22 protein-coding genes are annotated in these 23,159 nt (G+C 70.8%); 7 read left to right on the top strand and 15 right to left on the bottom strand.

Annotation, left to right across the window (positions count from 1 at the left end; all coding sequences use genetic code 11):
- Position 1 precedes the first annotated feature (1 nt).
- Entirely contained in the window at positions 2 to 1,006 is a 1,005-nt protein-coding gene (locus O3S82_RS02970; protein WP_179426280.1) for an EamA family transporter, read from the top strand.
- Here O3S82_RS02970 and O3S82_RS02965 read toward each other — a convergent pair.
- The 13 genes from O3S82_RS02965 to O3S82_RS02905 all read right to left on the bottom strand — a co-directional run bounded on the left by O3S82_RS02965 (position 938) and on the right by O3S82_RS02905 (position 16,464).
- On the bottom strand, positions 938 to 2,236 hold the full coding sequence (locus O3S82_RS02965; RefSeq protein WP_179426282.1) for an MFS transporter: 1,299 nt from the start codon (positions 2,234 to 2,236) through the stop codon (positions 938 to 940). The two genes, O3S82_RS02970 and O3S82_RS02965, sit on opposite strands and share 69 nt — an antisense overlap.
- The gene (locus tag O3S82_RS02960; protein WP_179426284.1) at positions 2,233 to 2,649 is read right to left on the bottom strand and encodes a MarR family transcriptional regulator; all 417 of its coding nucleotides are present in this window, start codon (positions 2,647 to 2,649) and stop codon (positions 2,233 to 2,235) included. The genes O3S82_RS02965 and O3S82_RS02960 overlap by 4 nt, the downstream gene beginning before the upstream one ends.
- Positions 2,650 to 2,752: 103 nt before the next feature.
- Positions 2,753 to 4,090: a hypothetical protein gene (locus tag O3S82_RS02955; protein WP_269305411.1), complete on the bottom strand. Its 1,338-nt coding sequence runs from the start codon at positions 4,088 to 4,090 to the stop codon at positions 2,753 to 2,755.
- A gap of 18 nt (positions 4,091 to 4,108) precedes the next feature.
- Positions 4,109 to 5,170 carry an Ig-like domain repeat protein gene (locus O3S82_RS02950; protein ID WP_269305409.1) on the bottom strand — a complete coding sequence of 354 codons (1,062 nt, stop codon included), beginning with the start codon at positions 5,168 to 5,170 and terminating at the stop codon, positions 4,109 to 4,111.
- 15 nt (positions 5,171 to 5,185) lie between these two features.
- Entirely contained in the window at positions 5,186 to 6,523 is a 1,338-nt protein-coding gene (locus tag O3S82_RS02945) for a hypothetical protein (RefSeq protein WP_269305407.1), read from the bottom strand.
- 13 nt (positions 6,524 to 6,536) lie between these two features.
- Positions 6,537 to 7,616 carry an Ig-like domain repeat protein gene (locus O3S82_RS02940; protein ID WP_269305405.1) on the bottom strand — a complete coding sequence of 360 codons (1,080 nt, stop codon included), beginning with the start codon at positions 7,614 to 7,616 and terminating at the stop codon, positions 6,537 to 6,539.
- 72 nt (positions 7,617 to 7,688) lie between these two features.
- Positions 7,689 to 9,032 carry a hypothetical protein gene (locus O3S82_RS02935; RefSeq protein ID WP_269305403.1) on the bottom strand — a complete coding sequence of 448 codons (1,344 nt, stop codon included), beginning with the start codon at positions 9,030 to 9,032 and terminating at the stop codon, positions 7,689 to 7,691.
- 16 nt (positions 9,033 to 9,048) lie between these two features.
- Positions 9,049 to 10,419, bottom strand: a complete 1,371-nt coding sequence (locus O3S82_RS02930) for a hypothetical protein (protein ID WP_269305402.1) — start codon at positions 10,417 to 10,419, stop codon at positions 9,049 to 9,051.
- A gap of 16 nt (positions 10,420 to 10,435) precedes the next feature.
- Complete coding sequence (locus O3S82_RS02925; protein ID WP_269305400.1) at positions 10,436 to 11,743, bottom strand: hypothetical protein; 1,308 nt, start codon at positions 11,741 to 11,743, stop codon at positions 10,436 to 10,438.
- A gap of 79 nt (positions 11,744 to 11,822) precedes the next feature.
- The gene (locus O3S82_RS02920) at positions 11,823 to 12,914 is read right to left on the bottom strand and encodes a hypothetical protein (RefSeq protein ID WP_269305398.1); all 1,092 of its coding nucleotides are present in this window, start codon (positions 12,912 to 12,914) and stop codon (positions 11,823 to 11,825) included.
- Positions 12,915 to 13,044: 130 nt separating this feature from the next.
- Positions 13,045 to 13,785: a succinate dehydrogenase/fumarate reductase iron-sulfur subunit gene (locus O3S82_RS02915; RefSeq protein WP_179426296.1), complete on the bottom strand. Its 741-nt coding sequence runs from the start codon at positions 13,783 to 13,785 to the stop codon at positions 13,045 to 13,047.
- A complete protein-coding gene (locus O3S82_RS02910) occupies positions 13,782 to 15,734 on the bottom strand; it encodes a fumarate reductase/succinate dehydrogenase flavoprotein subunit (RefSeq protein ID WP_179426298.1) in 1,953 nt (650 codons plus the stop codon). The genes O3S82_RS02915 and O3S82_RS02910 overlap by 4 nt, the downstream gene beginning before the upstream one ends.
- Positions 15,735 to 15,747: 13 nt before the next feature.
- Positions 15,748 to 16,464 (bottom strand): succinate dehydrogenase cytochrome b subunit, encoded by a 717-nt coding sequence (locus O3S82_RS02905; protein ID WP_269305396.1) that lies wholly within the window; start codon positions 16,462 to 16,464, stop codon positions 15,748 to 15,750.
- A gap of 81 nt (positions 16,465 to 16,545) precedes the next feature.
- Here O3S82_RS02905 and O3S82_RS02900 point away from each other — a divergent pair, with 81 nt between their 5' ends.
- Positions 16,546 to 17,424 (top strand): LysR family transcriptional regulator, encoded by an 879-nt coding sequence (locus O3S82_RS02900; RefSeq protein WP_179426300.1) that lies wholly within the window; start codon positions 16,546 to 16,548, stop codon positions 17,422 to 17,424.
- 1 nt (position 17,425) lies between these two features.
- Here O3S82_RS02900 and O3S82_RS02895 read toward each other — a convergent pair whose 3' ends face one another.
- Positions 17,426 to 17,938 carry a 2'-5' RNA ligase family protein gene (locus O3S82_RS02895; protein ID WP_269305393.1) on the bottom strand — a complete coding sequence of 171 codons (513 nt, stop codon included), beginning with the start codon at positions 17,936 to 17,938 and terminating at the stop codon, positions 17,426 to 17,428.
- A complete protein-coding gene (gene trpS, locus O3S82_RS02890) occupies positions 17,935 to 18,954 on the bottom strand; it encodes a tryptophan--tRNA ligase (RefSeq protein WP_269305391.1) in 1,020 nt (339 codons plus the stop codon). The genes O3S82_RS02895 and trpS overlap by 4 nt, the downstream gene beginning before the upstream one ends.
- 42 nt (positions 18,955 to 18,996) lie before the next feature.
- On the opposite strand from trpS, the gene galK reads away from it, so the two are divergent.
- The 5 genes from galK (at position 18,997) to O3S82_RS02865 (ending at position 23,148) form a co-directional block, all read left to right on the top strand.
- Positions 18,997 to 20,100, top strand: coding sequence for a galactokinase (gene galK, locus O3S82_RS02885; protein WP_269305390.1), 1,104 nt, complete (start codon positions 18,997 to 18,999; stop codon positions 20,098 to 20,100).
- Positions 20,101 to 20,232: 132 nt separating this feature from the next.
- Positions 20,233 to 20,739 (top strand): hypothetical protein, encoded by a 507-nt coding sequence (locus tag O3S82_RS02880; RefSeq protein WP_269305388.1) that lies wholly within the window; start codon positions 20,233 to 20,235, stop codon positions 20,737 to 20,739.
- Positions 20,700 to 21,086 carry a DUF559 domain-containing protein gene (locus tag O3S82_RS02875; RefSeq protein WP_269305386.1) on the top strand — a complete coding sequence of 129 codons (387 nt, stop codon included), beginning with the start codon at positions 20,700 to 20,702 and terminating at the stop codon, positions 21,084 to 21,086. The genes O3S82_RS02880 and O3S82_RS02875 overlap by 40 nt, the downstream gene beginning before the upstream one ends.
- Positions 21,087 to 21,211: 125 nt before the next feature.
- A complete protein-coding gene (locus O3S82_RS02870; RefSeq protein ID WP_269307020.1) occupies positions 21,212 to 22,042 on the top strand; it encodes a prephenate dehydratase in 831 nt (276 codons plus the stop codon).
- Complete coding sequence (locus tag O3S82_RS02865; protein ID WP_269305384.1) at positions 22,039 to 23,148, top strand: GNAT family N-acetyltransferase; 1,110 nt, start codon at positions 22,039 to 22,041, stop codon at positions 23,146 to 23,148. Before O3S82_RS02870 ends, O3S82_RS02865 begins: the two co-directional genes overlap by 4 nt.
- The last annotated feature ends 11 nt before the right edge of the window (positions 23,149 to 23,159 follow it).

Genomic DNA, 23,159 nt, shown 5'->3' with positions numbered 1-23,159 from the left:
CATGAGCGTGGACACTCCTGACGCGGCCGTCGTCCGCCACACCCCCACCGGACTGCTCCTCGCGGTCACCTCGGCCCTGTCGTTCGGCACCTCCGGCACGATGGCCCGCGGCCTGATGGACGCCGGCTGGTCGCCCGGCGCCGCCTTCGCGGTGCGCGTGAGCCTCGCCGCACTCGTCCTCGCGATCCCGGGCCTGCTCGCGGTTCGCGGCCGCTACGGCCTGCTGCTCACGCACGCCCGCACGATCGTGCTCTACGGCCTGTCGGCGGTGGTCTGCGCGCAGCTCTTCTACTTCATGGCCGTGCAGCGGCTCGACGTCGGCATCGCCCTGCTGATCGAGTACACCGCGCCCGTCGCGGTGGTCCTGTGGATGTGGCTCGCGCACGGCCAGCGCCCGGGGCGGTTCACCCTGATCGGCGCCGTCGTGGCCGCCGTCGGCCTGGCGCTGCTGCTCGACGTCTTCGGTGGCGCCGAGCTCGACCTGATCGGCGTGATGCTCGCGCTCGTCGCCATGGCGGGCGCCGCCGCATACTTCGTGATGTCCGCCGACGACTCCAGCGGCCTGCCGCCGCTGACGCTCGCCGCGGGCGGCCTCGTCGTCGCGTCGGTGACGTTCTGGATCGTCGCGGCCACGGGCCTGCTGCCCCTCACGATGACCAAGGAGCAGGTCACGTTCGCCACCGGCTCGGTTCCGTGGTGGGTGCCGGTGCTCGTGCTGGGCTTCGTCGCCGCCGCCCTCGCCTACGGCACCGGCATCGCCGCGGCCCGCCACCTCGGCGGGCGGCTCGCGTCCTTCGTGGCCCTCACCGAGGTCGCGGCCGGCCTGGGGTTCGCCTGGGTCCTGCTCGACCAGGTGCCCAAGCCCCTCCAGCTGGTCGGCGCGCTGCTGATCCTCGGCGGCATCGTGGTGGTCAAGCTCGGCGAGCGTGAGGTGGTCTCAGTCGGCGGCGACCAGGACCTCCTCGTCGAGCCGCTGCCGGCGCAGGAGCCTCCGCACCGCGGGTGAGACCCGGCCGCGGGCCGACAGGTGGTGCGTGCGGGCGTAGAGCGCCGCGGCGACGCCCACGCCGAGCGCGGACAGCGCACCGCCCACGATCATCGTCCAGCGCGCGCCGAACGCCTCGCCGATCCAGCCGATCAGCGGCGCCCCGAGCGGCGTGCCGCCCATGAACACCATGAGGTAGAGCGCCGCCACGCGGCCGCGCATCTGCGGGGTGGACGTCAGCTGGATGAGGCCGTTGGCCGACGTGACCATCGTCAGCGACGACAGTCCGAGCAGGGGCAGGACGAGCGCGAACGTGAGGTAGCTCGGCATGAGGCCGGCGAGGATCTCGCCGATGCCGAAGGTCATGCCGGCGACCACGACGAACAGCAGTCGCGGCCGCGTGCGGCGAGCCGCCAGCAGCGCACCCGCCAGCGAGCCGATCGCCAGGACCGAGCCGAGGATGCCGTACTCGCTGGCGCCCTTGCCGTAGACCTCGGTGGCCATCAGTGCGGACGTCATCTGGAAGTTCATCCCGAACGTGCCGACGAAGAACACGCAGGTCAGCAGCAGCACGAGGTCGGGTCGGGAGCGGACGTACCGCACGCCCTCGCGCACGGCACCCTTGCGGCTGCCGGACACGGGCGAGGGTCGCAGCCGTCGCGTGTCGAGCGAGCTCAGCGACGCGATCACCGCGAGGTAGCTGGCGGCGTTCACGAGGATGACCCAGCCGGTCGCCTCGGCGCCGCTGCCGAGCCACGCGATCAGCAGGCCGGCCAGCGCGGGACCGATCATGCGGGCGGTGTTGAAGGACGCCGAGTTCAGGCCGACGGCGTTGGGCAGGTCCTCCTGCCCGACCATCTCGGCCACGAACGACTGGCGCGCGGGCGCGTCGAAGGCCGTGCCGACGCCGAACACGAAGGCGATGACGTAGACGTGCCAGGCCTCCACCGTCCCGGTGACGGCGAGCATGCCGAGCACCGCCGCAGGGATCGCCATCGCGAGCTGGGTGCACTTGAGCACCTGCTGCTTGGGGAACCGGTCGGCGACGACGCCGGCGACCGGGCTGAACAGCAGGGCGGGCAGCAGCTGCAGACCCGTCGTGATGCCCAGGGCGGTGCCGCTGCCGGTGAGGACGAGGATCAGCCAGTCCTGCGCGACGCGCTGCATCCAGGTGCCGACGTTCGACACCAGGGCGCCCATCGCATAGACGCGGTAGTTGCGGATCGAGAGGCTGCGGAAGGTGGGGCTCACGCGTCGTCCTCCGCGAGCCTGACCAGAAGGTCGGTGGCATCCCGGAGACGTGCGCGCTCGTCGGAGGTGAGGGAGGTCAGGCGGCTGTCGAGCCACAGGTCGCGGCGCTGGCGCTCCTCGGCGAGGACCTTCTCGCCGAGGTCGGACATCGAGATCAGGACCTGACGGCCGTCGTCGGGGTGGGGGTTCTTCAGGACGTAGGCGTCCTCGAGCAGGCACTTCAGGGTCCGGGCGACCGAGGGCTGGGACACGCGCTCGCGCGCGGCGATCTGGCTGGGCGTCGCGGACCCGAGGACGCGCACGGACCCCAGCACGGAGAGCTGGGTGGCGGTCAGGTCGGACTGGCGCTCCTGGCGCAGCCTTCGGTTGAGTCGGGCCACCGCCTGGGCGAGTCGCTGGGAGTCGGTGGGCATGTCCTTAGCATAGTTCATTAACCATGCTAAGGAAAGAGAGCGCGGTCACCCCCCGGGCACGACGAAGGGGCCCGCCGCAGTGGCGGGCCCCTTCGTCTCGAGCTCAGCGGATGGCGATCCTGATCGACCGCTGCGACGGTGTCGTGATCCAGCTGCCGGAGTAGCGGACCGTGTAGGTGCGCTTGCCCTTCTTCTGCTTCGCGATCGCGATCGTGGCCTGACCGCGGCGGACCGTGACCGTCTTGATGCGCTTGCCCTTGGCGTAGATCGAGACCCGGCCGTTGAGGCTGGTCGATCGGTGCTCAGGCGACGTGATCGTCACGGCGACGGTGGCCTTGCGCTTGCCGGCCTTCGCCTTCAGCCCGACCCGGCTCGGGCTCTTGATCCGCTCCTGCGTGGACAGCGCAGGAGCCTCGTAGCCTGCACGGCTCGGACGGACGATGACGCGGACCGCGTGGTTCGCGAAGCCGGCGGGGACGCGGAAGGTGCGCCCTGTCCCGACGACCTTGAAGCTGGCGTTGCCGCGCAGGTGAGCCGCCATCCACGTGTAGGCCACGGCCGTCGGAGCCGGGGAGTAGGTGCCGGGCTGCGCGGTCAGGACCTGCCCCGGCACGAGGCTGCCGGTGATCGTGGGCTCCTTCGTGAAGCGCATCTGCTGCGAGCGCCGCATCGAGACGTCCCGGCCGACGACCGAGCCGGCCGACACGTCGATGTCCACGGCGGCGTCCACGGTCGACGCGCCACGGGTGGTGCCGTCCCAGAAGGTCGTCACCACCTCGGGCGCGAGTCCGAGGCCGCACGACAGCTGCTCGGAGAGCTCACCGCAGTGCGGCTGCACGAACTTGAGGCGCACGACCGGGTGCGGTCCCTCGACCGCGAGCGCGAAGGTGCCGTCACGGTGGATGCGCAGCGCAGGATCGCCGTAGGTCAGCCGGTCGACCGAGCCGACCGGCTTCCACTCCCCCGCGACCCTGGCCAGCGCCACGACGTACAGGGGTCGGCCCTCCTGGAGCGTGTCGAGTTCGAAGTCCTCCATCGTGATCCGTCCCGACACCCGGGGCTGGGGGTCCAGCACGACGTCGGCGCCGGTCACGGCCGCTCCCTGACCGACCGTCACGGTGGCGGGGGCGCGCATCGCGACGCCCCACTCGTCGAGGTGGACCTCGACGCGGTACGTGCCTGCCGACTGCGCAGGCACCGTGTAGCGCTGTCCGACGACCCGCGTGTAGGCGTTCTCAAGTCGGAACACGCCCTCCGCGTCCCTCCGGTACACGCGGACCGACGCCTCGAGCACGTCGGACGGGAGGTCCGCGGACGAGGTGATGGTGCCCGAGATGGATCCGGCCGGCGCGGCCGCTGCGAGAGGCGCGGCAGGAGCCATCAGCAGGCTCGCGACGAGGGCGAGCACCGCGACGAGCGCGGCGCGGGACATCTTCTTCATGGTGGTGTCCTTCCCGCGTCAGCGGATGGCGATCTTCAGGGACGTGGTCGAGGAGCTGATGATCCGGTTCCCGGAGTAGCGCACCGTGTAGGTCCGCTTGCCCTTCTGCTGCTTGCCGATCGTGAGCGTGGCCTTCCCGTTCTTCACGGTGACCGTCGTGATGCGCTTGCCCTTCGCGTAGACCGAGGCCTTTCCGTGGACGCGCGACGTCGCCACCCCGGGCGCCTTGATGGTGATCGTGACGGTCGCCTTGCGCTTGGCGGGCTTGGCCTTCGCCGCGATCGAGCTGCGACTCGTGACCCTGACGTAGTCGGAGATGACGGTCGGGGCCTCGTGACCGAGCCGCGCGGGCAGGACCTCCAGCCTGAGGGAGCCGCCGAGCATCGCCGAGGTCGGACGGAACGTGGGACCGGTGCCGACCTGCCGGTCGTACTCGCTGTCCCCGCTCCCGTCGTGGCTCCCGTACCACCACACGTTCGTGGCCGAAGTGGCGCCGGGCGCGTAGGTCCCGGGGCGGGCGGTCAGGACCCGCCCGGGCGAGGCGACGCCCGCGATGGACGGGCTCACCTCGAGGCGGAGCTTCGGCGCGCGACGCAGCGTGATGTCCGCGTCGGCGACCGGCCCCGAGTCCAGGGCGATGTCGCGGGCGTCGGCCAGCGTGAGCGCTCCGGACGCCGTGCCGTTCCAGTAGGACGTGAGCACGTCCGGGGCGTCGTGGTAGCAATCGTCGTACTGGTCCTCGCAGCGCCGCTGCGCGAACTTCAGCCGGACCACCGGGTGGCCGGCTGCCACACGCAGCACGAAGGAGCCGTCGAGCTCGATCCCGTCGGCAGGGCCGTAGGCCGATCGCGTGGCGGCGTAGCCGACCGTCTCCCACGCGCTGCCGACCTTCGCCAGGGCGCGCACCTCGATCGGCGACCGCATCGCGAACGACTCGAGGTCGAAGGCCTGGGGGGTGATCCGGCCCGAGATGGTCACGGGGTCTGCCGCCGCGCGCGGCGTCGCGCCGGCGGGCGCCATCAGCAGGCTCGCGACGAGTGCGATGACCGCGACGAGCGCGGCACGGGTCATGCTCTTCATGGGGTCCTTCCCGCGTCAGCGGATGGCGATCTTCATCGAGCGCTCCGACGGGGTCGTGATCCAGCTGCCCGAGAAGCGCACCGTGTACGTGCGCTTGCCCTTCTTCTGCTTCGCGATCTTGATCGTGGCCTTGCCGCCTCGGACGTTGACGGTCTTGATCCGCTTGCCCTTGGCGTAGATCGAGGCCTTGCCATGGACGCGGGACTGCGAGATCGCCAGCGCCTTCACCGTGACCGCCACGGTCGCCGTGCCCTTGCCGGCCTTCGCCCTCAGCCCGATCCGGCTCGTGCTCTTGATGCGCACTCCGGGCCGGGAGATCGGCGCCTCGTACCCGAGGCGCGTCGGCACGACGGTGACGGTCACACCCCACTCGGAGTACGAGCTGGGTACGCGGAAGGTTCGTCCCGTCCCGACCACCCGCCTCGGAGCGCTGCCGTCGATCGGCGCTGCCACCCACTCATAGGTCACGCTGGTCGGCGCGACGGAGTACGTTCCCGGCTGCGCCGTGAGGACCTGGCCGGGCCACGGATTGCCCGTCACCCGCGCCTTGGACGTCACGCTGAGCTGCGGCGCCGGACGGATGGTGATGTCCCTGCCGGTCGCGGGGCCGCCGGACACGTTGACGTCGGCAGCGTCCTCGACCGTCAGCGAGCCGGCCGGCGTGCCGTCCCAGTACGTCGTCAGCACCTGCGGTGCGGCGCCCTCGACACAGGCGTGCCCGAACTGCGGGCAGTGCGGCTGCGAGAAGCGCAGTCGCACGGACGTGTGCGGGTGCGGGACCGCGAGGGTGAACGTGCCGTTGGGACGGATCTTCAGACGAGGGCTGCCCCAGGTGCGGCGGGCGACCGTGGCCACCACGGTCCAGCTGCCGCCGACGTTCGCCAGCGCCTCGACCCGGAAGGGCTGCTGCTCGTTCGGCGAGTCGAGGTTGAAGCCGTCGGTGGCGATCGTGCCGGAGATCGTCGGGTCGGCCTCGAACAGGAGGTCCACACCGGTGACCGTCTGCCCCTGGGCGACCGTGACCACCGGATCGGCGGCGCGCACGGAGACGCCCCACCCCTCGACCTCGGCGTGGACACGGTACGTCCCGGCCGACGACACCGGCAGGACGTAGGGACGCCCCATCGGCTCCTCGAATGACGCCTCCTTCACGAAGGTCCCGCTGGAAGCGCGCTTGCTGACGGTGAATCGCACGTCCACCGTCTCGGGGATGCCGGCCGTGTTCGTGACGCTGCCCGAGATCCGTCCGGCGGGCGCGGCGGTCGCGAGCTGGACGGCGCCGGCAGGCGCGACCAGCACGCTGGCGACCAGGCCGAGAACCGCGACCAGGGCGGCACGCATCAGATGCTTCATCAGGTCCTCCCGGTCAGCGGATGGCGATCTTCAGGGACTTCGTCGACGGCAGGATCCGCCAGGTGCCGGAGTAGCGCACCGTGTACGTGCGCTTGCCCTTCTTCTGCTTGGCGATCTTGATCGTGGCCTTGCCGTTCCTGACGTTCACGGTCTTGATCCGCTTGCCCTTGGCGTAGATGGAGGCCTTGCCCTGCATCTGCGCCTTCGAGGCGCCCGGGGCCTTGACCGCGAGCGTCACCGTCGCCGTGCGCTTGCCCGCCTTGGCCTTCACCGCGAGCGCGCTCCGGGCTCGCACGATCAGGTAGGGCGTCTGCAGGATGGGCGACTCGAAGCCGAAGACGTTCGGCTCGGCCTGCAAGGCGATCGAGGCGCCCACGTGGTCCGTGGTGAGCCGGAACGTGCGTCCCGTCCCCGCGGGCATGTCGTACTCGCCCAGCGTGGAGCCCGATCCGACGAGCCACGTCAGGCCGACGGACGTGGCGGCCGGCGACCAGGTGCCCGGCTGCGCGGTGAGCACCTGTCCGGGCACGGCACTGCCGGTGATGGTCGGCCGCACGGTGGCCCTGACCTTCTTCGACCGCGTGAGCGTGATGTCCCTGTTGGTGACGTTCCCATCGGTGACGTCGATCGCGGTGGCGTCCTCCACCCGCGGCGTGCCGAGCGGGCTGCCGTCCCAGTACGTCGTCTGGACCATCGACGCCGGGATGTCGACACCCCCGCCGACCTCGGGGCAGGCGTGCCCGAACTCGTCGATGCAGCGGGCCTGGTGAAACTTGAGACGCACCGACCCGAGCTCCTGGTCGACCGTGAGGTTGAACGTGCCCTCGGGCTCGGCGGGCGCCGGGTGCTCGGCGAATCGGACGGTGCCGTGCCCGACCCGCTCCCACGTGCCGCCCACGAGCGCGAGCGCGTCTACTCGAAGAGGCTCCACGGACGCGAACGTGGCGAGGTCGAAGTCACCGCCCGTGACGTTCCCCGAGATGCTCACGGGCGCCGCCGCGGCCGCCCGCGGCGCGGCGTTCGCGGGCGCGATCAAGAGACTCGCGGTGAGCGCGAGCAGTGCGACGACGATGCGCCGAGTGGCGGTGTTCATGGATCTCCCCGAAATTCGCAGACTTGTACCGCTTTGCACACCCTAGGTCACGAGAGTGACATCGGACGACCCTCAGCGAATGGCGATCCGCAGTGAGGTGGTCGGCGACGTCACCAGGCGGTTTCCGGAGTACCGGATCGTGTACGTGCGCTTGCCCCGTGCCTGACGTGTGATCCTGATCGTGGCCTTGCCGTTCCTCACCTTCACCGTCTTGATCCGCTTGCCCTTGGCGTAGATCGAGGCCTTGCCGTGCAGCTGGGTCTTCGAGACGGCCGGCGCCGTGATCCGGAGCCTCACCGTCGCTCGTCCCTTGCCGGGCTTGGTCGTGACCGCGAGCCGGGCCGCGCTCTTCACCAGGTAGTAGCGGCTCTGCTGGACGGGCGCCTCGAAGCCGGAGCGGGCCGGCCACTCCTGGAGGGCGAGCCGGTGACCCAGCAGGCTCGCCGGCACGCGGTAGGTGCGTCCGCGGGCGAGGAGGCGGTCGGACCCGCGAACCTGGCCGATCCACTTGTAGTCGCGGGTCGTGGGTCCCGGGGCGTAGCTGCCGACGCGGGCCCTGACGACCTCGCCCACCCCGACCGTCCCGGCGATCCGAGGCTCCGCGACGGCACGCAGCTTCGTGGCGGCCTTCAGCGTGATGTTCTTGTCGACGACGGGTCCGGAGCGGACGTCGAGGTCGGCCGCGCCGGCGAAGGTCGGCCCTCCGTCCGGGGTGCCGTCCCAGTACGTCCGCGCGACCTCGGGCGCCAGACCGAAGCGGCGGCACGGTGCCCACGCGTCGCACACCGATTGGTAGAACTGGACGCGGACGGCCTCGTAGAAGCCCGGCACCGAGAATGAGTACCGACCGTCGTCTGCCACGAGCACGGGCGCGCCCTCGAAGGTGCCGAGTCGCGTACGGTCCCCGACGCGCTCCCAGTGGCCGTCGATGCGCCCCCACACATGGGCGTTCAGACCACGATCGTCGGCGTCCCCGCCGGGCAGGAGCAGCGCGAGGTCGAAGCCGTCGGCCGTGATCGTGCCCGAGACGGTCGGATCGGGGCGGATCGCGAGGTCGACTCCCGTCACGCGGGTGCCCTTCGCGACGGTGATCGGGCGGCTCGGCGTCGCGGAGTCGGAGAACGTCATCCCGGCGCGGACCTGGTAGGTGCCCGCGGTCGGGGCGCCCAGCGTGTAGGTCGAGCCCGCGCCCACGAGCGAGCTGGCGACCTCGACCCACGCCCCCTCGGCGCTCAGCCGTCGCAGCGAGACGTCGATGACCTTCCCGCCCGGGTAGCCCGCGGGAGCCGTGACCCGTCCGGAGATCGTGCCCACCGCCGCCGGGCTCGACGGCTGGGCCGTGCCGGACGGAGCGATGAGCAGGCTCGCGACGACGGCGAGCACGGCGACCACTGCGGCTCGGGTGGCGTTCTTCATCTCGGCTCTCCTCGTGTCAGCGGATGGCGATCTTGAGCGACTTCGCCGACGACGTGATGATCCGGTTGCCCGAGTAGCGCACCGTGTACGTGCGCTTGCCCTTCTTCTGCTTCGCGATCTTGAAGGTCGCCTTCCCGTTCCGGACGTTCACCGTCTTGATCCGCTTGCCCTTGGCGTAGATCGACGCCTTGCCGTGGATCCGCGACGTCGCCACGCCGGGCGCCTTGATCGCGATCGTCACCGTCGCCTTGCGCTTGCCGGGCTTGGCCTTCACCGCGAGCTTGCTCGACGTCTTGACCATCACGTAGGTCGACGCCAGCAGCGGGGCCTCGTGGCCCGCGCGACTCGCCGTCACGTGCACGAGGAGCTTCTGGTGCACGAGGCTGGGCGGCACCGTGAAGGTACGGCCGTGTCCGACGACCTCGTCCTGCTCGCCCTCCTGACCCACGGCGGACGACCGCCAGGTGTAGGTCGCTCCGGTCGCGGTCGGCACGTGGGAGCCGACGCGTGCGGTCAGCACCTTCCCCGGGGCGGCGACCCCGGTGATGGTCGGTCGCGCGGTGGCACGAAGCCGCGGCGCCGCCTGCAAGGTGATGTTCTTGTCCACGACCGAGCCCGCCGACACGTCGATGTCTGCCGCGGCGGCCAGGTTTGCCGCTCCGGAGGGCGTGCCGTTCCAGAACGCGCGAAGCGCGACGGGCGTCGCACCGAAGTAATCCCCGCAGTCGACCGGCTCGACGCAGTGCGGCTGGTAGAACTGCAGCCGGATCGCGTCGAAGTACCCCGGCACCGGCACGGTGTACGCGCCGCTCTGGGTGTCGAGGTCCACCCAGGGACCCAAGTAGAGACCGCGTACCGTACTGGAGCCGTACGTCCCGTACGTGCCGCCGAACCGCTCCCAGTGCCCGTCGAGCAGGCCCCACACCGCCGCGCGCAGGCCGGCCCGGCCCTCGCTGAGGTCGGGCCGGAGCTCGGCCCGGTCGAAGCCGGACGCGGTGACGACGCCGTCGACGGTGGGGTTGGGCGCCATCGCCAGATCGACGCCGGTCACCTTCGTCCCGTTCGCGATCGCGATCGACCGCGAGGGTGCGGCGGCATGCGTCAGATCGATGTTCAGCCTCGCTCGTACGTGGTAGGTCCCGGCGGACGGAACGCGCACCGTGTAGGCACCTCGGAGGTCGGCCTCGACCGCTCCCACCTCGCTCCAGCCGCCGGTCGCCGAACGGCGGTGCAGCGTCACGGTGGCAGGGGCAGGCCCGGTCACCGTGCCGGAGATCGTGCCCACTGCCGCCCGGCTCGACGCCTGGGCCGTGCCGGAGGGCGCGATGAGCAGGCTCGCGACGACGGCCAGCACCGCGACGAGAGCGGCTCGGGTCAGGGTCCGCATGTTCGTCTCCCCCACGTCAGCGGATCGTGACCTTGAGCGACTTCGCCGCCGGAGTGATCGACTCGTTGCCCGACCAGCGCACCGTGTACGTGCGCTTGCCCTTCTTCTGCCTCGCGATCTTGATCGTGGCCTTGCCGTTCCGGACGGTCACGGTCTTGATGCGCTTGCCCTTCGCGTACACCGACGCCTTGCCGTAAATGCGTGCGGAGCTCAGTCCCGGTGCCTTGACGCGTACCGTGAAGGTGGCCTTGCGGTGGCCGGGCTTGGCCTTCACCGCCAGCGTGCTGCGGCTCTTCGCGAGGACGTACGCGGAACGGGGATTCGGTCCTTCGTATCCCTCCCGGATCGGGCGCGCCCGGACCATGAGCGAGTCGCCGATGACGTCCGAGGTGACCTTGAACGTACGTCCGGTGCCCACGAGCGAGTCGTACTCGCCGAGCACGGCGGCGCTCCCGGCGTACCACTCGTAGACCACCGAGTTGGCCGCGGGAGCGTAGGAGCCCGGCTGCGCGGTGAGCGTCGCACCCAGCCGCGGCGTGCCCGAGATCCGCGGCGCGGTGGCCGACGTGAACTTCGCTGCCAGCCTCAGGGTCGCGTCCCGCGAGTCCGTGCTCGGCGACGTCAGGTCGATCGGCGTGGCCTGCGCGAACGTGGGGGCGCCGTCCGGGCTGCCGTCCCAGAACGCCGTCCGCACGTCGGCCGCGGAGCCCAGCGCGCAGGGCGCGGCCGGGTCGTCCGGGCAGGGGCGCTGGTAGTACCGGATCCGCACCTCGTCGTACGGGTGCGGGACCGAGAGCGTGAACGAGCCGTCGTTGGCCACCTGCGCCTGGGCCGCGACCTCGGTCGACCACGACGGCTCGTCGGTGGTGTCGGCGGCGACCATGAGCGGCAGCTCGAGGTCCAGGTCCTCGATCCTGAAGCCGTCGGTCGTGACGTCCCCGGAGATCGTGCGATCGGGCATCAGCCGGAGATGGACACCGGTCCGCTTGACGCCCCCGGAGACCGAGACGGTGCGGAAGTCCGAGCTGCTCTCGCCGAAGACCTGGGCCTGCACGCGGTAGGTGCCCGCCTCGGCGATCGGCAGCGAGTACGTGCGGCCCACCGTGGTCGAGGTCGCGCGATTGACCCGGACCCAGTGGCCCGACGGGAGGCGGCGCTGCGCCTGCACCCACACGGTGTCGCCGGTCGGGACGCCCGGCGAGGCCGTGATCGTCCCTGAGACGGTTCCCGCGGTCGCGGCCTGGGCCGCGCCGACCGGAGCGATCAGCAGGCTGGCGATCAGCGCCAGGAGTGCGAGGGCCGCACGTCGGACCATGGTGTTCATCGATTCCCCCCCGGAATGCGTCCACATGTACTGCTCCCCGAAGGCTACGCCAGCCCAGCGCTTCCGCGGACCGATTCGCTCAGCGAATGGCGATCTTGAGCGACTTGGACGACGACGTGATGATCCGGTTGCCGGAGTAACGCACCGTGTAGGTCCGCTTGCCCTTCTTCTGCTTCGCGATCTTGAAGGTCGCCTTCCCGTTGCGGACGTTCACCGTCTTGATGCGCTTGCCCTTGGCGTAGATCGAGGCCTTGCCGTGGATCCGCGAGGTCGCCACGCCGGGCGCCTTGATCGCGATCGTCACCGTCGCCTTGCGCTTGCCGGGCTTCGCCTTCACCGCGAATCGGCTGCGGCTCTTCACGAGCAGATCCGCCGTCTGCACGAGCGGAGCTTCGAACCCGATCCGCGACGGCTCGACTTCAAGGGCGAGTCTTCTGCCGAGGTGCGCGGACGTGACCCGGAACGTCCGTCCCGTTGCGACGGTCGGGTACGAGTACGTGTACTCCCCGTTGTCGTACTCGCGGAGGGCCCATCGGTACGTCACGGAGGACGCTGCGGGAGCGTAGGTGCCGGGCTGTGCGGTGAGCACCTGTCCGGGCGAGGCCACGCCCGTGATCCGGGGACGGCTCGTGACGCGGATCTTCTCGGAGAGCCGCATCGTGATGTTCCGGTCGACCGCGGACCCGGTCCGCAGGTCGATGGGTTGGGCCTCGTCGATCGTGAGGGCGCCGCCCGGGGTGCCGTCCCAGAAGACCGTCTGGAGCTCCGCGGCCGGGGTGTCCGGTGCGGCAGGGGGATAGGGGATCCCGTAGTCCTCCAGGTAGCGGAGCTGCCGGACCTTCAGCCGGACGTCCTCGTACGCGACCTTGAAGGCGAGCGTGTACGAGCCGTCCGAGCGAATACCCAGCCCGTCGGCGCCGCCGCCGACGGTGCTCGTCTCGCTGACCTTCGTCCAGCGGCCGCCCACCCGCGCGTACGCCTGCACGACCAGGGGCTGCTCCATGCTGACGCCCGGGAACGAGTCGGGGCCTGCGTAGCCCTCCATGCTGACGGTGCCCGAGATCGTGGGCTCCGCGGCAGGGGCCGCGGAGGCGGTCGCCGCCGGCGCCATCATCAGGCCGGCGAGCAGCCCGAGGACCGCGAGAAGGACGAGTCGTGCGTGGTGCGTCATCAGTTTCCCCCTGAGGAAAGTCGGCGGCAGCGTGCCGCCCTCGCACCCTACGTCACGCCGGTCTCCTCACGAGGGGAATGACGAAGGGGCCCACCTCGCGGTGGACCCCTTCATGCGACTCAGCCGCTGCTCAGGCCTTGGTGAGGGCGTTGCGCATGTCGCGGTAGAGGTGGCTGATGACGTCCAGCGGGATGCCCTTGGGGCACGCCGCGGCGCACTCGCCGATGTTGGTGCAGCCGCCGAAGCCCTCGTAGTCCATCTGCTCGACCATGCCGAGGACGCGCGAGTCACGCTCGGGCTGGCCCTGCGGCAGCAGGCCCAGGTGCGTGATCTTCGCGGCCGTGAACAGCATCGCCGAGCCGTTGGGGCACGCCGCGACACAGGCGCCGCAGCCGATGCAGGTGGCGGCCTCGAACGCGTGGTCCGCATCCTCCTTCGGCACGGGGATGTTGTTGGCCTCGGGCGCCGAGCCGGTGGGCGCGGTGATGTAGCCGCCGGCCTGGATGATGCGGTCGAACGCGCCACGGTCGACGACGAGGTCCTTGACGACCGGGAACGCCCCGGAGCGCCACGGCTCGATGTCGATGACGTCACCGTCGTGGAACGTGCGCATGTGCAGCTGGCACGTCGTGGTGACCTCGGGGCCGTGCGGGATGCCGTTGATCACGACGCCGCACGAGCCGCAGATGCCCTCGCGGCAGTCGGAGTCGAACGCCACCGGCTCCTGGCCCTCGAGCGTGAGCTGCTCGTTGAGGACGTCGAGCATCTCGAGGAACGACATGTCCTCGCTGACGTCGTCCAGGCCGTAGGTGACCATCTCACCCTTGGACTCGGCGTTCTTCTGACGCCAGATACGAACGGTGATCTTCACTTGTAGCTCCTGGCCTTCATCTCGACGTACTCGTACTCCAGCGGCTCCTTGTGCAGGACGGGCTGGTTGTCGGCGAACTCCCAGGCCGCCACGTAGGCGAACTGGTCGTCGTGGCGCAGGGCCTCGCCGTCCTCGGTCTGGCTCTCGGCGCGGAAGTGACCACCGCAGGACTCGTTGCGGTTCAGCGCGTCGATGCACATCAGCTCGCCGAGCTCGAAGAAGTCGGCCACGCGGTTGGCGCGCTCGAGCGTCTGGTTGAGCTCCTCGGCCTCGCCGGTGACCTTGACGTTGCTCCAGAACTCGGCCTTGAGGTCGCGGATCATCTGGATGGCCTTGATCAGGCCCTCCTCCGTGCGCTCCATGCCGCAGTAGTCCCACATGATCTGGCCGAGCTCCTTGTGGAAGGAGTCCACCGTGCGGGTGCCGTTGATGGAGAGCAGCTTCTCGACGCGCTCCTCGACCGCCTGGCGCGCCTCGACGACGCGCGGGTGGTCCTCGGGCACCGGCTCGTACGGCGCGTGCGACAGGTAGTTCGCCAGCGTGTACGGCAGCACGAAGTAGCCGTCGGCCAGGCCCTGCATCAGCGCCGAGGCGCCGAGGCGGTTGGCGCCGTGATCGGAGAAGTTCGCCTCGCCCGCCACGAACAGACCCGTGAGGTTGCTCTGCAGGTCGTAGTCGACCCAGAGGCCGCCCATCGTGTAGTGCACGGCCGGGTAGATGCGCATCGGACGCGTGTACGGGTCCTCGCCGGTGATCCGGGCGTACATGTCGAAGAGGTTGCCGTACTTGGCCTCGACGGCCGGGCGACCGAGTCGCTCGATCGCCTCGGCGAAGTCCAGGTAGACGCCCAGGCCGCCGGGGCCGACGCCCTTGCCGGCGTCGCACTGGTACTTCGCGGCGCGCGACGCGATGTCACGCGGCACCAGGTTGCCGAACGCGGGGTAGATCCGCTCGAGGTAGTAGTCGCGCTCGTCCTCGGGGATCTCCGCGGGGTGGCGGTCGTCGCCGGCCTTCTTCGGCACCCAGATGCGGCCGTCGTTGCGCAGCGACTCGCTCATCAGCGTGAGCTTGCTCTGGTAGTCGCCCGAGACGGGGATGCAGGTGGGGTGAATCTGCGTGTAGCAGGGGTTCGCGAAGTAGGCGCCCTTGCGGTGCGCGCGCCACGTGGCCGTGACGTTCGAGCCCATGGCGTTCGTCGAGAGGAAGAAGACGTTGCCGTAGCCGCCGGTGGCCAGCACGACCGCGTCGGCCAGGTGCGTCTCGACCTCGCCGGTGAGCATGTCGCGGACGATGATGCCGCGGGCGCGCTCGGTGCCGTCGGCGTCGGGGACCATGATCAGCTCGAGCATCTCGTGGCGGGTGAACATCTCCACCGTGCCGAGGCCGATCTGGCGCTCGAGGGCCTGGTAGGCGCCGATCAGCAGCTGCTGGCCGGTCTGGCCGCGCGCGTAGAACGTACGCGACACCTGGACGCCGCCGAACGAGCGGTTGTCCAGCAGACCGCCGTACTCACGGGCGAACGGGACGCCCTGCGCGACGCACTGGTCGATGATGTTCACCGACACCTGCGCGAGGCGGTAGACGTTCGACTCGCGGGCGCGGAAGTCGCCGCCCTTGACCGTGTCGTAGAAGAGTCGGTAGATCGAGTCGCCGTCGTTGCGGTAGTTCTTCGCCGCGTTGATGCCGCCCTGGGCCGCGATGGAGTGCGCTCGACGGGGGCTGTCCTGGTAGCAGAACGACTTGACGTGGTAGCCGGCCTCGCCCAGCGTGGCCGCCGCGGAGGCGCCGGCCAGGCCGGTTCCCACGATGATCACGTTGAGCTTGCGGCGGTTGGCCGGGTTGACCAGGTTCATGTGCGCCCGGTGCTCGTCCCAGCGCTTCTCGATGGGGCCCGCCGGAGCGGCGGTGTCGCGGATCTCGTCGCCGACGACGTGAAAGTCCAAAGCCATGTTCGTGTCTCTCTCAGTCGACGAGCCCGAGCAGGATCGCCCAGGGCGGGATCAGGAAGCCGATGGTGATGACGCCCGCGATGATCCACGAGAGCGGAGTCAGGCGGGAGCCGGTGCGGGTGCCGCTGTGGTTGGCGCCGAGGGTGGTCAGAGCACTCCACACGCCGTGCCACAGGTGCAGGCCGACGGCCAGCAGCGCGATCGTGTAGGACAGCACGACCCACCAGATCTCGAAGCCGTTGACCACGCGGTCGTACGGGCTGTCGCTGGCGCCGCCCGGGTGGATCTGGTTCCCGGTCAGGTGCAGGAGGTGGTAGATCACGAACAGCAGGATCACGACGCCGCCCCACCGCAGGGTGAAGGAGGCGTAGCTGCGCTGGATGCCCCGGCTGCCGCGCGGCGAGTGGTAGCGCTTGCCACCGACGAAGCCCGCGGCCTTGCGGTTGCGGCGCCACAGGGTGACGGCGGCGTACGCGTGCCCGATGATCGAGCCGAGCAGCACGACGCGGATGATCCACAGGGCGCCGCTGTAGGGCAGGTAGGGCTCGCCCAGGGTGCGCAGGTGGTGCGAGTAGTCGTCGAACGCGCTCTGGCCGGCGAAGACCTTGAGGTTGCCGTACATGTGCAGGAGCAGGTAGCCGACCATGATCAGGCCGGTCACCGCCATCAGGAATTTCAGCGCCACCGTTGACCGCTGAGCGGGCAGGCGCGTCATCTGGGAAGTGGCCACGGCCACAGGTTAGGCGCGTTCCTCGATTCACGCGAAGTCGAAGTAAGGCGAACTTTCATAGACTTCGGCTATGGTTGCCCCGTGCAATTGCGCCACCTCGCCTACTTCGTGGCCGTCGCCGACGAGCGCAGCTTCACCCGCGCCGCCGACACCCTCGGCATCTCGCAGCCCACCCTGTCGAAGCAGATCCAGGCCCTGGAGAACTCGCTCGGCACCCGGCTGCTCGTCCGCGACCGCGCCGGGATCGAGCTCACCAGCGCCGGCGAGGCCCTGCTCCCCCACGCGCAGCGCATCCTCATCGAGGCCGACAACGCCACGCGCTCGGTGCACGAGGTCGCCTCGCTCCAGCGCGGGCGCGTGCGGATGGGCGCGACGCCGTCGATGGTCGAGGGCCTGCTGGCCCCGGTACTCGGACGGTTCCGCGCCGAGCACCCCGCGATCGACCTCGAGGTCCACGAGGCCGGCTCGCGCGACCTCACCGCCGAGCTGTCCTCGGGCCGCATCGACCTGGCACTGCTGATCGTGCCGCTCGCGTCCCAGATCCCCGACCTCGAGACGTCGATCGTCTACACCGAGCGCCTCGTGCTGGCCAGTCCCGCCGACTCGGACATGCCCGAGGAGATGGACGTGGCCGATCTCGCCGGGCTGCCGCTCGTGATGTTCCGCGAGGGCTACGACCTGCGCGACGTCACGCTGCGCGCGTGCCAGGCCGCCGGGTTCGAGCCGCGGCTGTCGGTGGAGGGCGGCGAGATGGGCTCGGTGCTGCGGTTCGTCGAGTCCGGGCTCGGCCACGCCGTCGTGCCCGACATCGTCATGGGCACGCGCACCGGGCTGCGGCGCACGCGGCTGGAGAACCCACCGCTCTCGCGCAGCATCGCGGTGGCACACCGGCCGCTGGAGACCCTGCCGCTCGCGGCCCGAGCGTTCCGCGCCACCTTGGTGGAGGCGCTCGAGAGCTGACTCAGCCCAGCGGGAAGGTGGAGGTGGGCAGCCAGCCCTGCTCGGCGTCATCGACGTAGAGGTGGAACGCGTCGACGTCGAACGAGCACCGGAAGTCGATGAGGTCGTGCAGGGCCTCGTCGAGCGCGGCGTCGGGCACGTTGTGTGCGATCGTCACGTGCGGGTGGAACGGGAACTCGGGCTCGGGCGCGCCGATCGCCTTGCGGACGCCCTCGGCGAGGGTCTCGATCTGGGCGATGCCCTCGCTCACGGCGATGAAGACGACGGGCGAGATCGGGCGGAAGGTGCCGGTGCCGAGCAGGCTCACCGTGAACGGCTGGAAGACGTCGGCCAGCTCGGCCAGGTCGTGCGTCAGCGACTCGACGCCGCCCTCGTCCACCACGAGCGGCGGGGCCAGCGTGATGTGACTGGGGATCCGGTCGGCCATCTCGTCGCCGAAGGAGCGGCGCTTGTCGCGCAGCAGCTCCCCGTGGGGCTCCGGGATGGCGATCGAGACGCCGACGGTGATGGTCACGCCCGGCCGCCCAGCGGCTTCGTGAAGCCGGAGCGCTCGTAGACCAGGTCGAGCGTGGGCGCGGCGACCTCGCGGGCCCGGGCGGCGCCGGCGGCGAGGATGCGGTCGAGCTCGCCGCGGTCGTCGAGCAGCTCGCGGGTGCGGGCGCCGAAGGTGCCGACCAGCTCGCCCACGATCTCGGCGAGGTCGACCTTCAGGTGGCCGTACTGCTTGCCCTCGTACGCCTTGACGATGTCGTCGATCGTGCGGCCGGTGAGCACGGAGTAGATGGTGAGCAGGTTCGAGACGCCGGGCTTGGCCTGGACGTCGTAGCGGATCTCGGTCTCGCTGTCGGTGACGGCGGACTTGATCTTCTTCGCGGCCTGCTTCGGGGTGTCGGTGAGGTCGACGACGCCCGTGTGGACGGGGTTCGACCCGCTCATCTTGCTCGTCGGCTCCTGCAGGTCGTAGATCTTCGCGGTCTCCTTGACGATGTACGCCTCGGGGACGGTGAAGGTCTCGCCGAAGCGGTGGTTGAACCGCTGCGCCAGGTTGCGCGTGAGCTCGACGTGCTGGCGCTGGTCCTCGCCCACCGGGACCTTGTCGGCCTGGTAGATCAGGATGTCGGCGGCCATGAGGATCGGGTAGGTGAACAGGCCCACGCTGGCGAACTCGGTGCCGGCCTTGGCGCTCTTGTCCTTGAACTGCGTCATCCGGCTGGCCTCGCCGAAGCCCGTGACGCCGTTGAGGATCCACGCCAGCTGGGCGTGCTCGGGCACGTGGCTCTGCACGAACAGGGCGCTGCGCTCGGGGTCGACGCCCGACGCGAGCATCTGCGCCGCGGCCACGTAGGTGCGCTCGGCGAGCAGCTGCGGGTCGTAGTCGACCGTGATCGCGTGCATGTCGGGGATGAAGTAGAACGCCTCGAAGTCGTCCTGCAGCGCGACCCAGTTCATGAACGCGCCGATGTAGTTGCCGAGGTGGTACGAATCGGCCGTCGGCTGGGCGCCGGACAACGCACGGGGGAGGCGTGACATGGGGTCGATTCTGCCAGCCGTCCGATGAGTAGGGTGAACGGCGTGGACGACGTGCGCCGTTGGCAGGTTCCCGGACGGGTGAACCTGATCGGTGAGCACCTCGACCACAACGGCGGCGCCGCGCTGCCCATCGCGATCGACCGCTCACTGCTGGTGAAGGCCCGCCGGCGCGACGACGGGGTCGTCAACGTGTGGAGCCGCGGCGAGCGCGCGTCCCTGAACGTCGACGTCTCCCCCGGCGACGTCACGGGCTGGTCCGCGTACGTCGCGGGCGTCGTCTGGGCGCTGCGCTCCGCGGGCGTTCGGGTGTCCGGCGCCGACCTCGTGCTCGAGTCCACGCTGCCGGTCGGCGCGGGGCTCTCGTCGTCCGCGGCGCTGACGTGCGGAGTGGCGCTCGCGCTCGACGACCTGGCCGGGGCCGGGCGCTCCCGCGAGGAGCTCGCGCTCGTCGCCCAGCGGGCCGAGAACGACTTCGTCGGCGCGCCCACCGGTCTGATGGACCAGTACGCGGTGCTGTTCGCGCAGGACGGGCACGCGGTGCACCTCGACTTCTCGGCCTCGCCTCCCGCCGCCGAGGCCGTGCCCGCCGACTGGTCCGACGACGGGCTCGTGCTGGCCGTGATCGACACCGGCGCGCACCACGAGCTGGCGGGCGGCGAGTACGCCGAGCGGCGGCGCGAGTGTGCCGAGGCCGCGTCCTCGGCGGGCGTCGACTCGCTCGCCGCGATCAAGCTCGACGGCCTGCTCTCGCTGACGGACGACACGCTGAAGGCCCGCGCCCGGCACGTGCTCACCGAGACCACGCGCGTCCGCGGCGCCGTCACGGCCCTGCGCCGGCGCGACTGGGCCCAGTTCGGCGCGATGCTGACCTCGTCGCACGAGTCCCTGCGCGACGACTTCGCCGTCTCGTGCGAGGAGCTCGACGTCGCGGTCGACTGCGCGCTCGCCTCGGACGCCCTCGGCGCCCGCATGACCGGCGGCGGCTTCGGCGGCAGCGCGATCGCCCTCCTCCGCCCCGACCAGGTCGACCCCCTCCGTGCCCGCACCGAGGCCGCCTTCGCCGCCCGCTCCTGGGCTCCCCCGCACGTCTTCACCGTCCGCCCCTCCCCCGCCGCCGCCCGGGTGGACCGCGGGGACGAACGATGAGGCATTGGGGTACCTGAGCGGGGCGCAATGCATCATCGTTCGTCTTCCACAGGCGCGAGACCGACCGCGCGGGCGTCCACAGCCAACCGCTGACCTCTGGTCGGGCGTTCCCGCGGGCGCGACGGTCGGCCCATGCTCGACGTCCTCAGCACCGCCCGCGCCATCGCCTTCCACGGCCGATCCGTCGTCCGACAGCGCCTCCGCACCGGCACGTGGCAGCAGCCGATGCGCGGGGTGGTGGTTACGCACAACGGTCCGCTGACCCCCGATCAGCTGGAGCGCGCGTGGCTCGCCGCCAGTCCCGCGGGCAGTGCGCTCGCCGGGCTCACGGCGGCTCGCCGCGGGGGACTGCGCGGCTTCGACCCCGAGCGCGTGTCGATCGTCCTGCCGGAGGGAGGCCGGCGACCACCGGGAGACCTCGAGCTGCACTGGAGCACGCAGCTCGGCCCCGACGACGTCCCGCCGAACGAGCCGCGGCGCACCAGCCTCGAGCGCAGCATCATCGACGCGGCCAGCTGGGCGGCCACGCCGCGGCGGGCGAGAGCGCTGGTGATCGCCGCGTTCCAGCAGCGACTGACGAGCGTCCGTCGCTGCGCGAGGTGCTGGAGCGGCGCGGCAACTGCAAGCGCAAGGCGCTGATCATCCAGTCGGTGCTCGACGCACGCGGCGGGATCCAGTCCCTCCCCGAGCGCGACTTCGACGGGCTTCGGAAGGCCGCGCGGTTGCCGAAGCCCACGCGCCAGGAACGCGCGAAGGGCAAGGACGGGCGGTACTACCTCGACGTCTGGTGGGCGCAGTTCAACCTCGCCGTCGAGATCCACGGGATCCCGCACCTCGCCGTCGAGCAGTGGAGCGACGACCTGCACCGGTCGAACGAGCTCGTCATCGACGGCCGCCGCGTGCTCGCGTTCTCGTCGTTCTCGATCCGCCACGAGCCCGACCGCGTCATCGACCAGCTGCTCCGGGCCACCCGCGCCACCGCCTGAGGACGAACGATGAGGCATTGCGCCCCGCTCCGGTACCTAAATGCCTCATCGTTCGTCCCAGCCGTGGGCCGAATGCCTCATCCTTCGTCCCCCGGGCCCCCCGATACGCTGAGCCGGTGACGCGGATTGCCTACCAGGGAGAGCCGGGCTCGAACTCGCACCTGGTCATCGACCTCCACCATCCCGATGCCGAGCCGGTGCCGTGCGCCTCGTTCGAGGACGCGTTCGCCGCGGTCAGCTCGGGCAGCTGCGACCTGGCGATGATCCCGATCGACAACTCCCTCGCGGGGCGTGTCGCTGACATCCACCACTTCCTGCCCACGAGCGACCTGCACATCGTGGGCGAGCACTTCCTGCCGATCCGGTTCTCGCTCATGGGCACGCCGGGCACGACGCTCGAGACGATCAAGACGGTCCACTCGCACGTGCACGCCCTCGGTCAGTGCCGCCGCATCATCCGCGAGCACGGCTGGACCCCGCTGATCTCCGGCGACACCGCCGGCGCCGCGCGCGAGATCGCCGAGGCGAACGACGTCACCGCCGCGGCCATCGCGCCGCCGCTCGCCGCCGGGATCTACGGCCTCGACGTGCTCGCGTCCGACATCGAGGACGAGCAGCACAACACCACGCGCTTCGTGCTGCTGTCGCGCGAGGACCGTCGCGCGCCTGCCGGCAACGGCCCTGTCGTCACGAGCTTCATCTTCAACGTCCGCAACCTGCCCGCGGCGCTCTACAAGGCGCTCGGCGGCTTCGCGACCAACGGCATCAACATGACCAAGCTGGAGAGCTACATGGTCGGCGGCGAGTTCACCGCCACGATGTTCCTCGCCGAGGTCGACGGTCACCCCGACGACCCGGGCCTGGCCCGCGCCCTGGAGGAGCTGCGCTTCTTCACCACCGAGATCAAGGTGCTGGGCGTCTACCCGGCCGACCCCTTCCGCGCCGAGCACCGATGACCGGGCCGGGCTGGCCGCTCAACGTCCCCGTCCTCAGCGACGGGATGGTCACGCTGCGCGCCCACACCCCGGCCGACATCGACCGCGCGCTGGAGATGGCGCACGACCCCGACATGATCCGCTGGACCGCGATCCCCACCCCGCACTCGCGCGCGATGAGCGAGCAGTTCGCGCTCGAGGTCATCCCGAAGGGCTGGAACGAGGGCACGGCCATGGGCTGGGCGGTCGAGTTCGAGGGCCGCTACGCGGGCAACGTCGACGTCCGCGGCAAGGAGGCGCTCGCCGACGTCGGCTACGCGCTGCACCCCGACTGCCGGGGCCGGGGCGTCATGACCGCCGCGGTCCGGCTCGCCGTCGACCACGCGTTCGTCGAGGCCGGCAAGGAGGTCGTCCAGTGGTCGGCCCACGTCGGCAACGTCGGCAGCCTGCGGGTCGCGCACGCCTGCGGGTTCCGGCTCCACGGCACCGAGCCCGACCGGCTGATCGAGCGCGGCCGCATCCTCGACGCCTGGACCGGATCGATCCGCTTCGGCGACGCGCCGATGCCGCGCACGCGCTGGCTCGAGTCCACGCTCGAGACCGAGCGGCTGCGGCTGCGTCCCCTCCGCGAGACCGACGTCCCGCGCATCGTCGAGGCGTGCAGCGACCCCTCCACGCGGCACTTCCTGTCGAACCTCCCCGATCCGTACGGCCCGGCCGAGGGACGCTCCTACGTCCACGACTCGTGGTGGCACGCCGCCACGGGCGACCGCGAGACCTGGGCGATCGCCGCACGGGACGACGACCGGCTGCTCGGCACCGTCTCGGTCATGGGACTCACCGGACCGACCCACGGCACCGGCGAGATCGGCTACTGGATGCACCCCGACGCCCGAGGGAGCGGCCTCATGACCGAGGCCGTCCGGGCCGTCGTCGACCACGCGCTGGACGCGGACGGGCTCGACCTCGCGCGGCTGGCGATCGTGGCCGCCGAGGGCAACACGGCCAGCCTGCGGATCGCGGAGTCGCTCGGCTTCGCGCGCTACGGCACCGAGCACGGAACCGCGCGCCTCGGCGACGGTGGAGTCACCGACCACCACCTCTTCGAGCGGATGCGCGCGCAGTAGTCGGTGCCCGG

It is taken from the genome of Aeromicrobium sp. HA, from assembly GCF_027171405.1.
Taxonomy (GTDB): Bacteria; Actinomycetota; Actinomycetes; order Propionibacteriales; family Nocardioidaceae; genus Aeromicrobium; species Aeromicrobium tamlense.
Note: the sequence above shows the minus strand (reverse complement) of the source record. Positions and strands in the feature narration are given on the sequence as shown.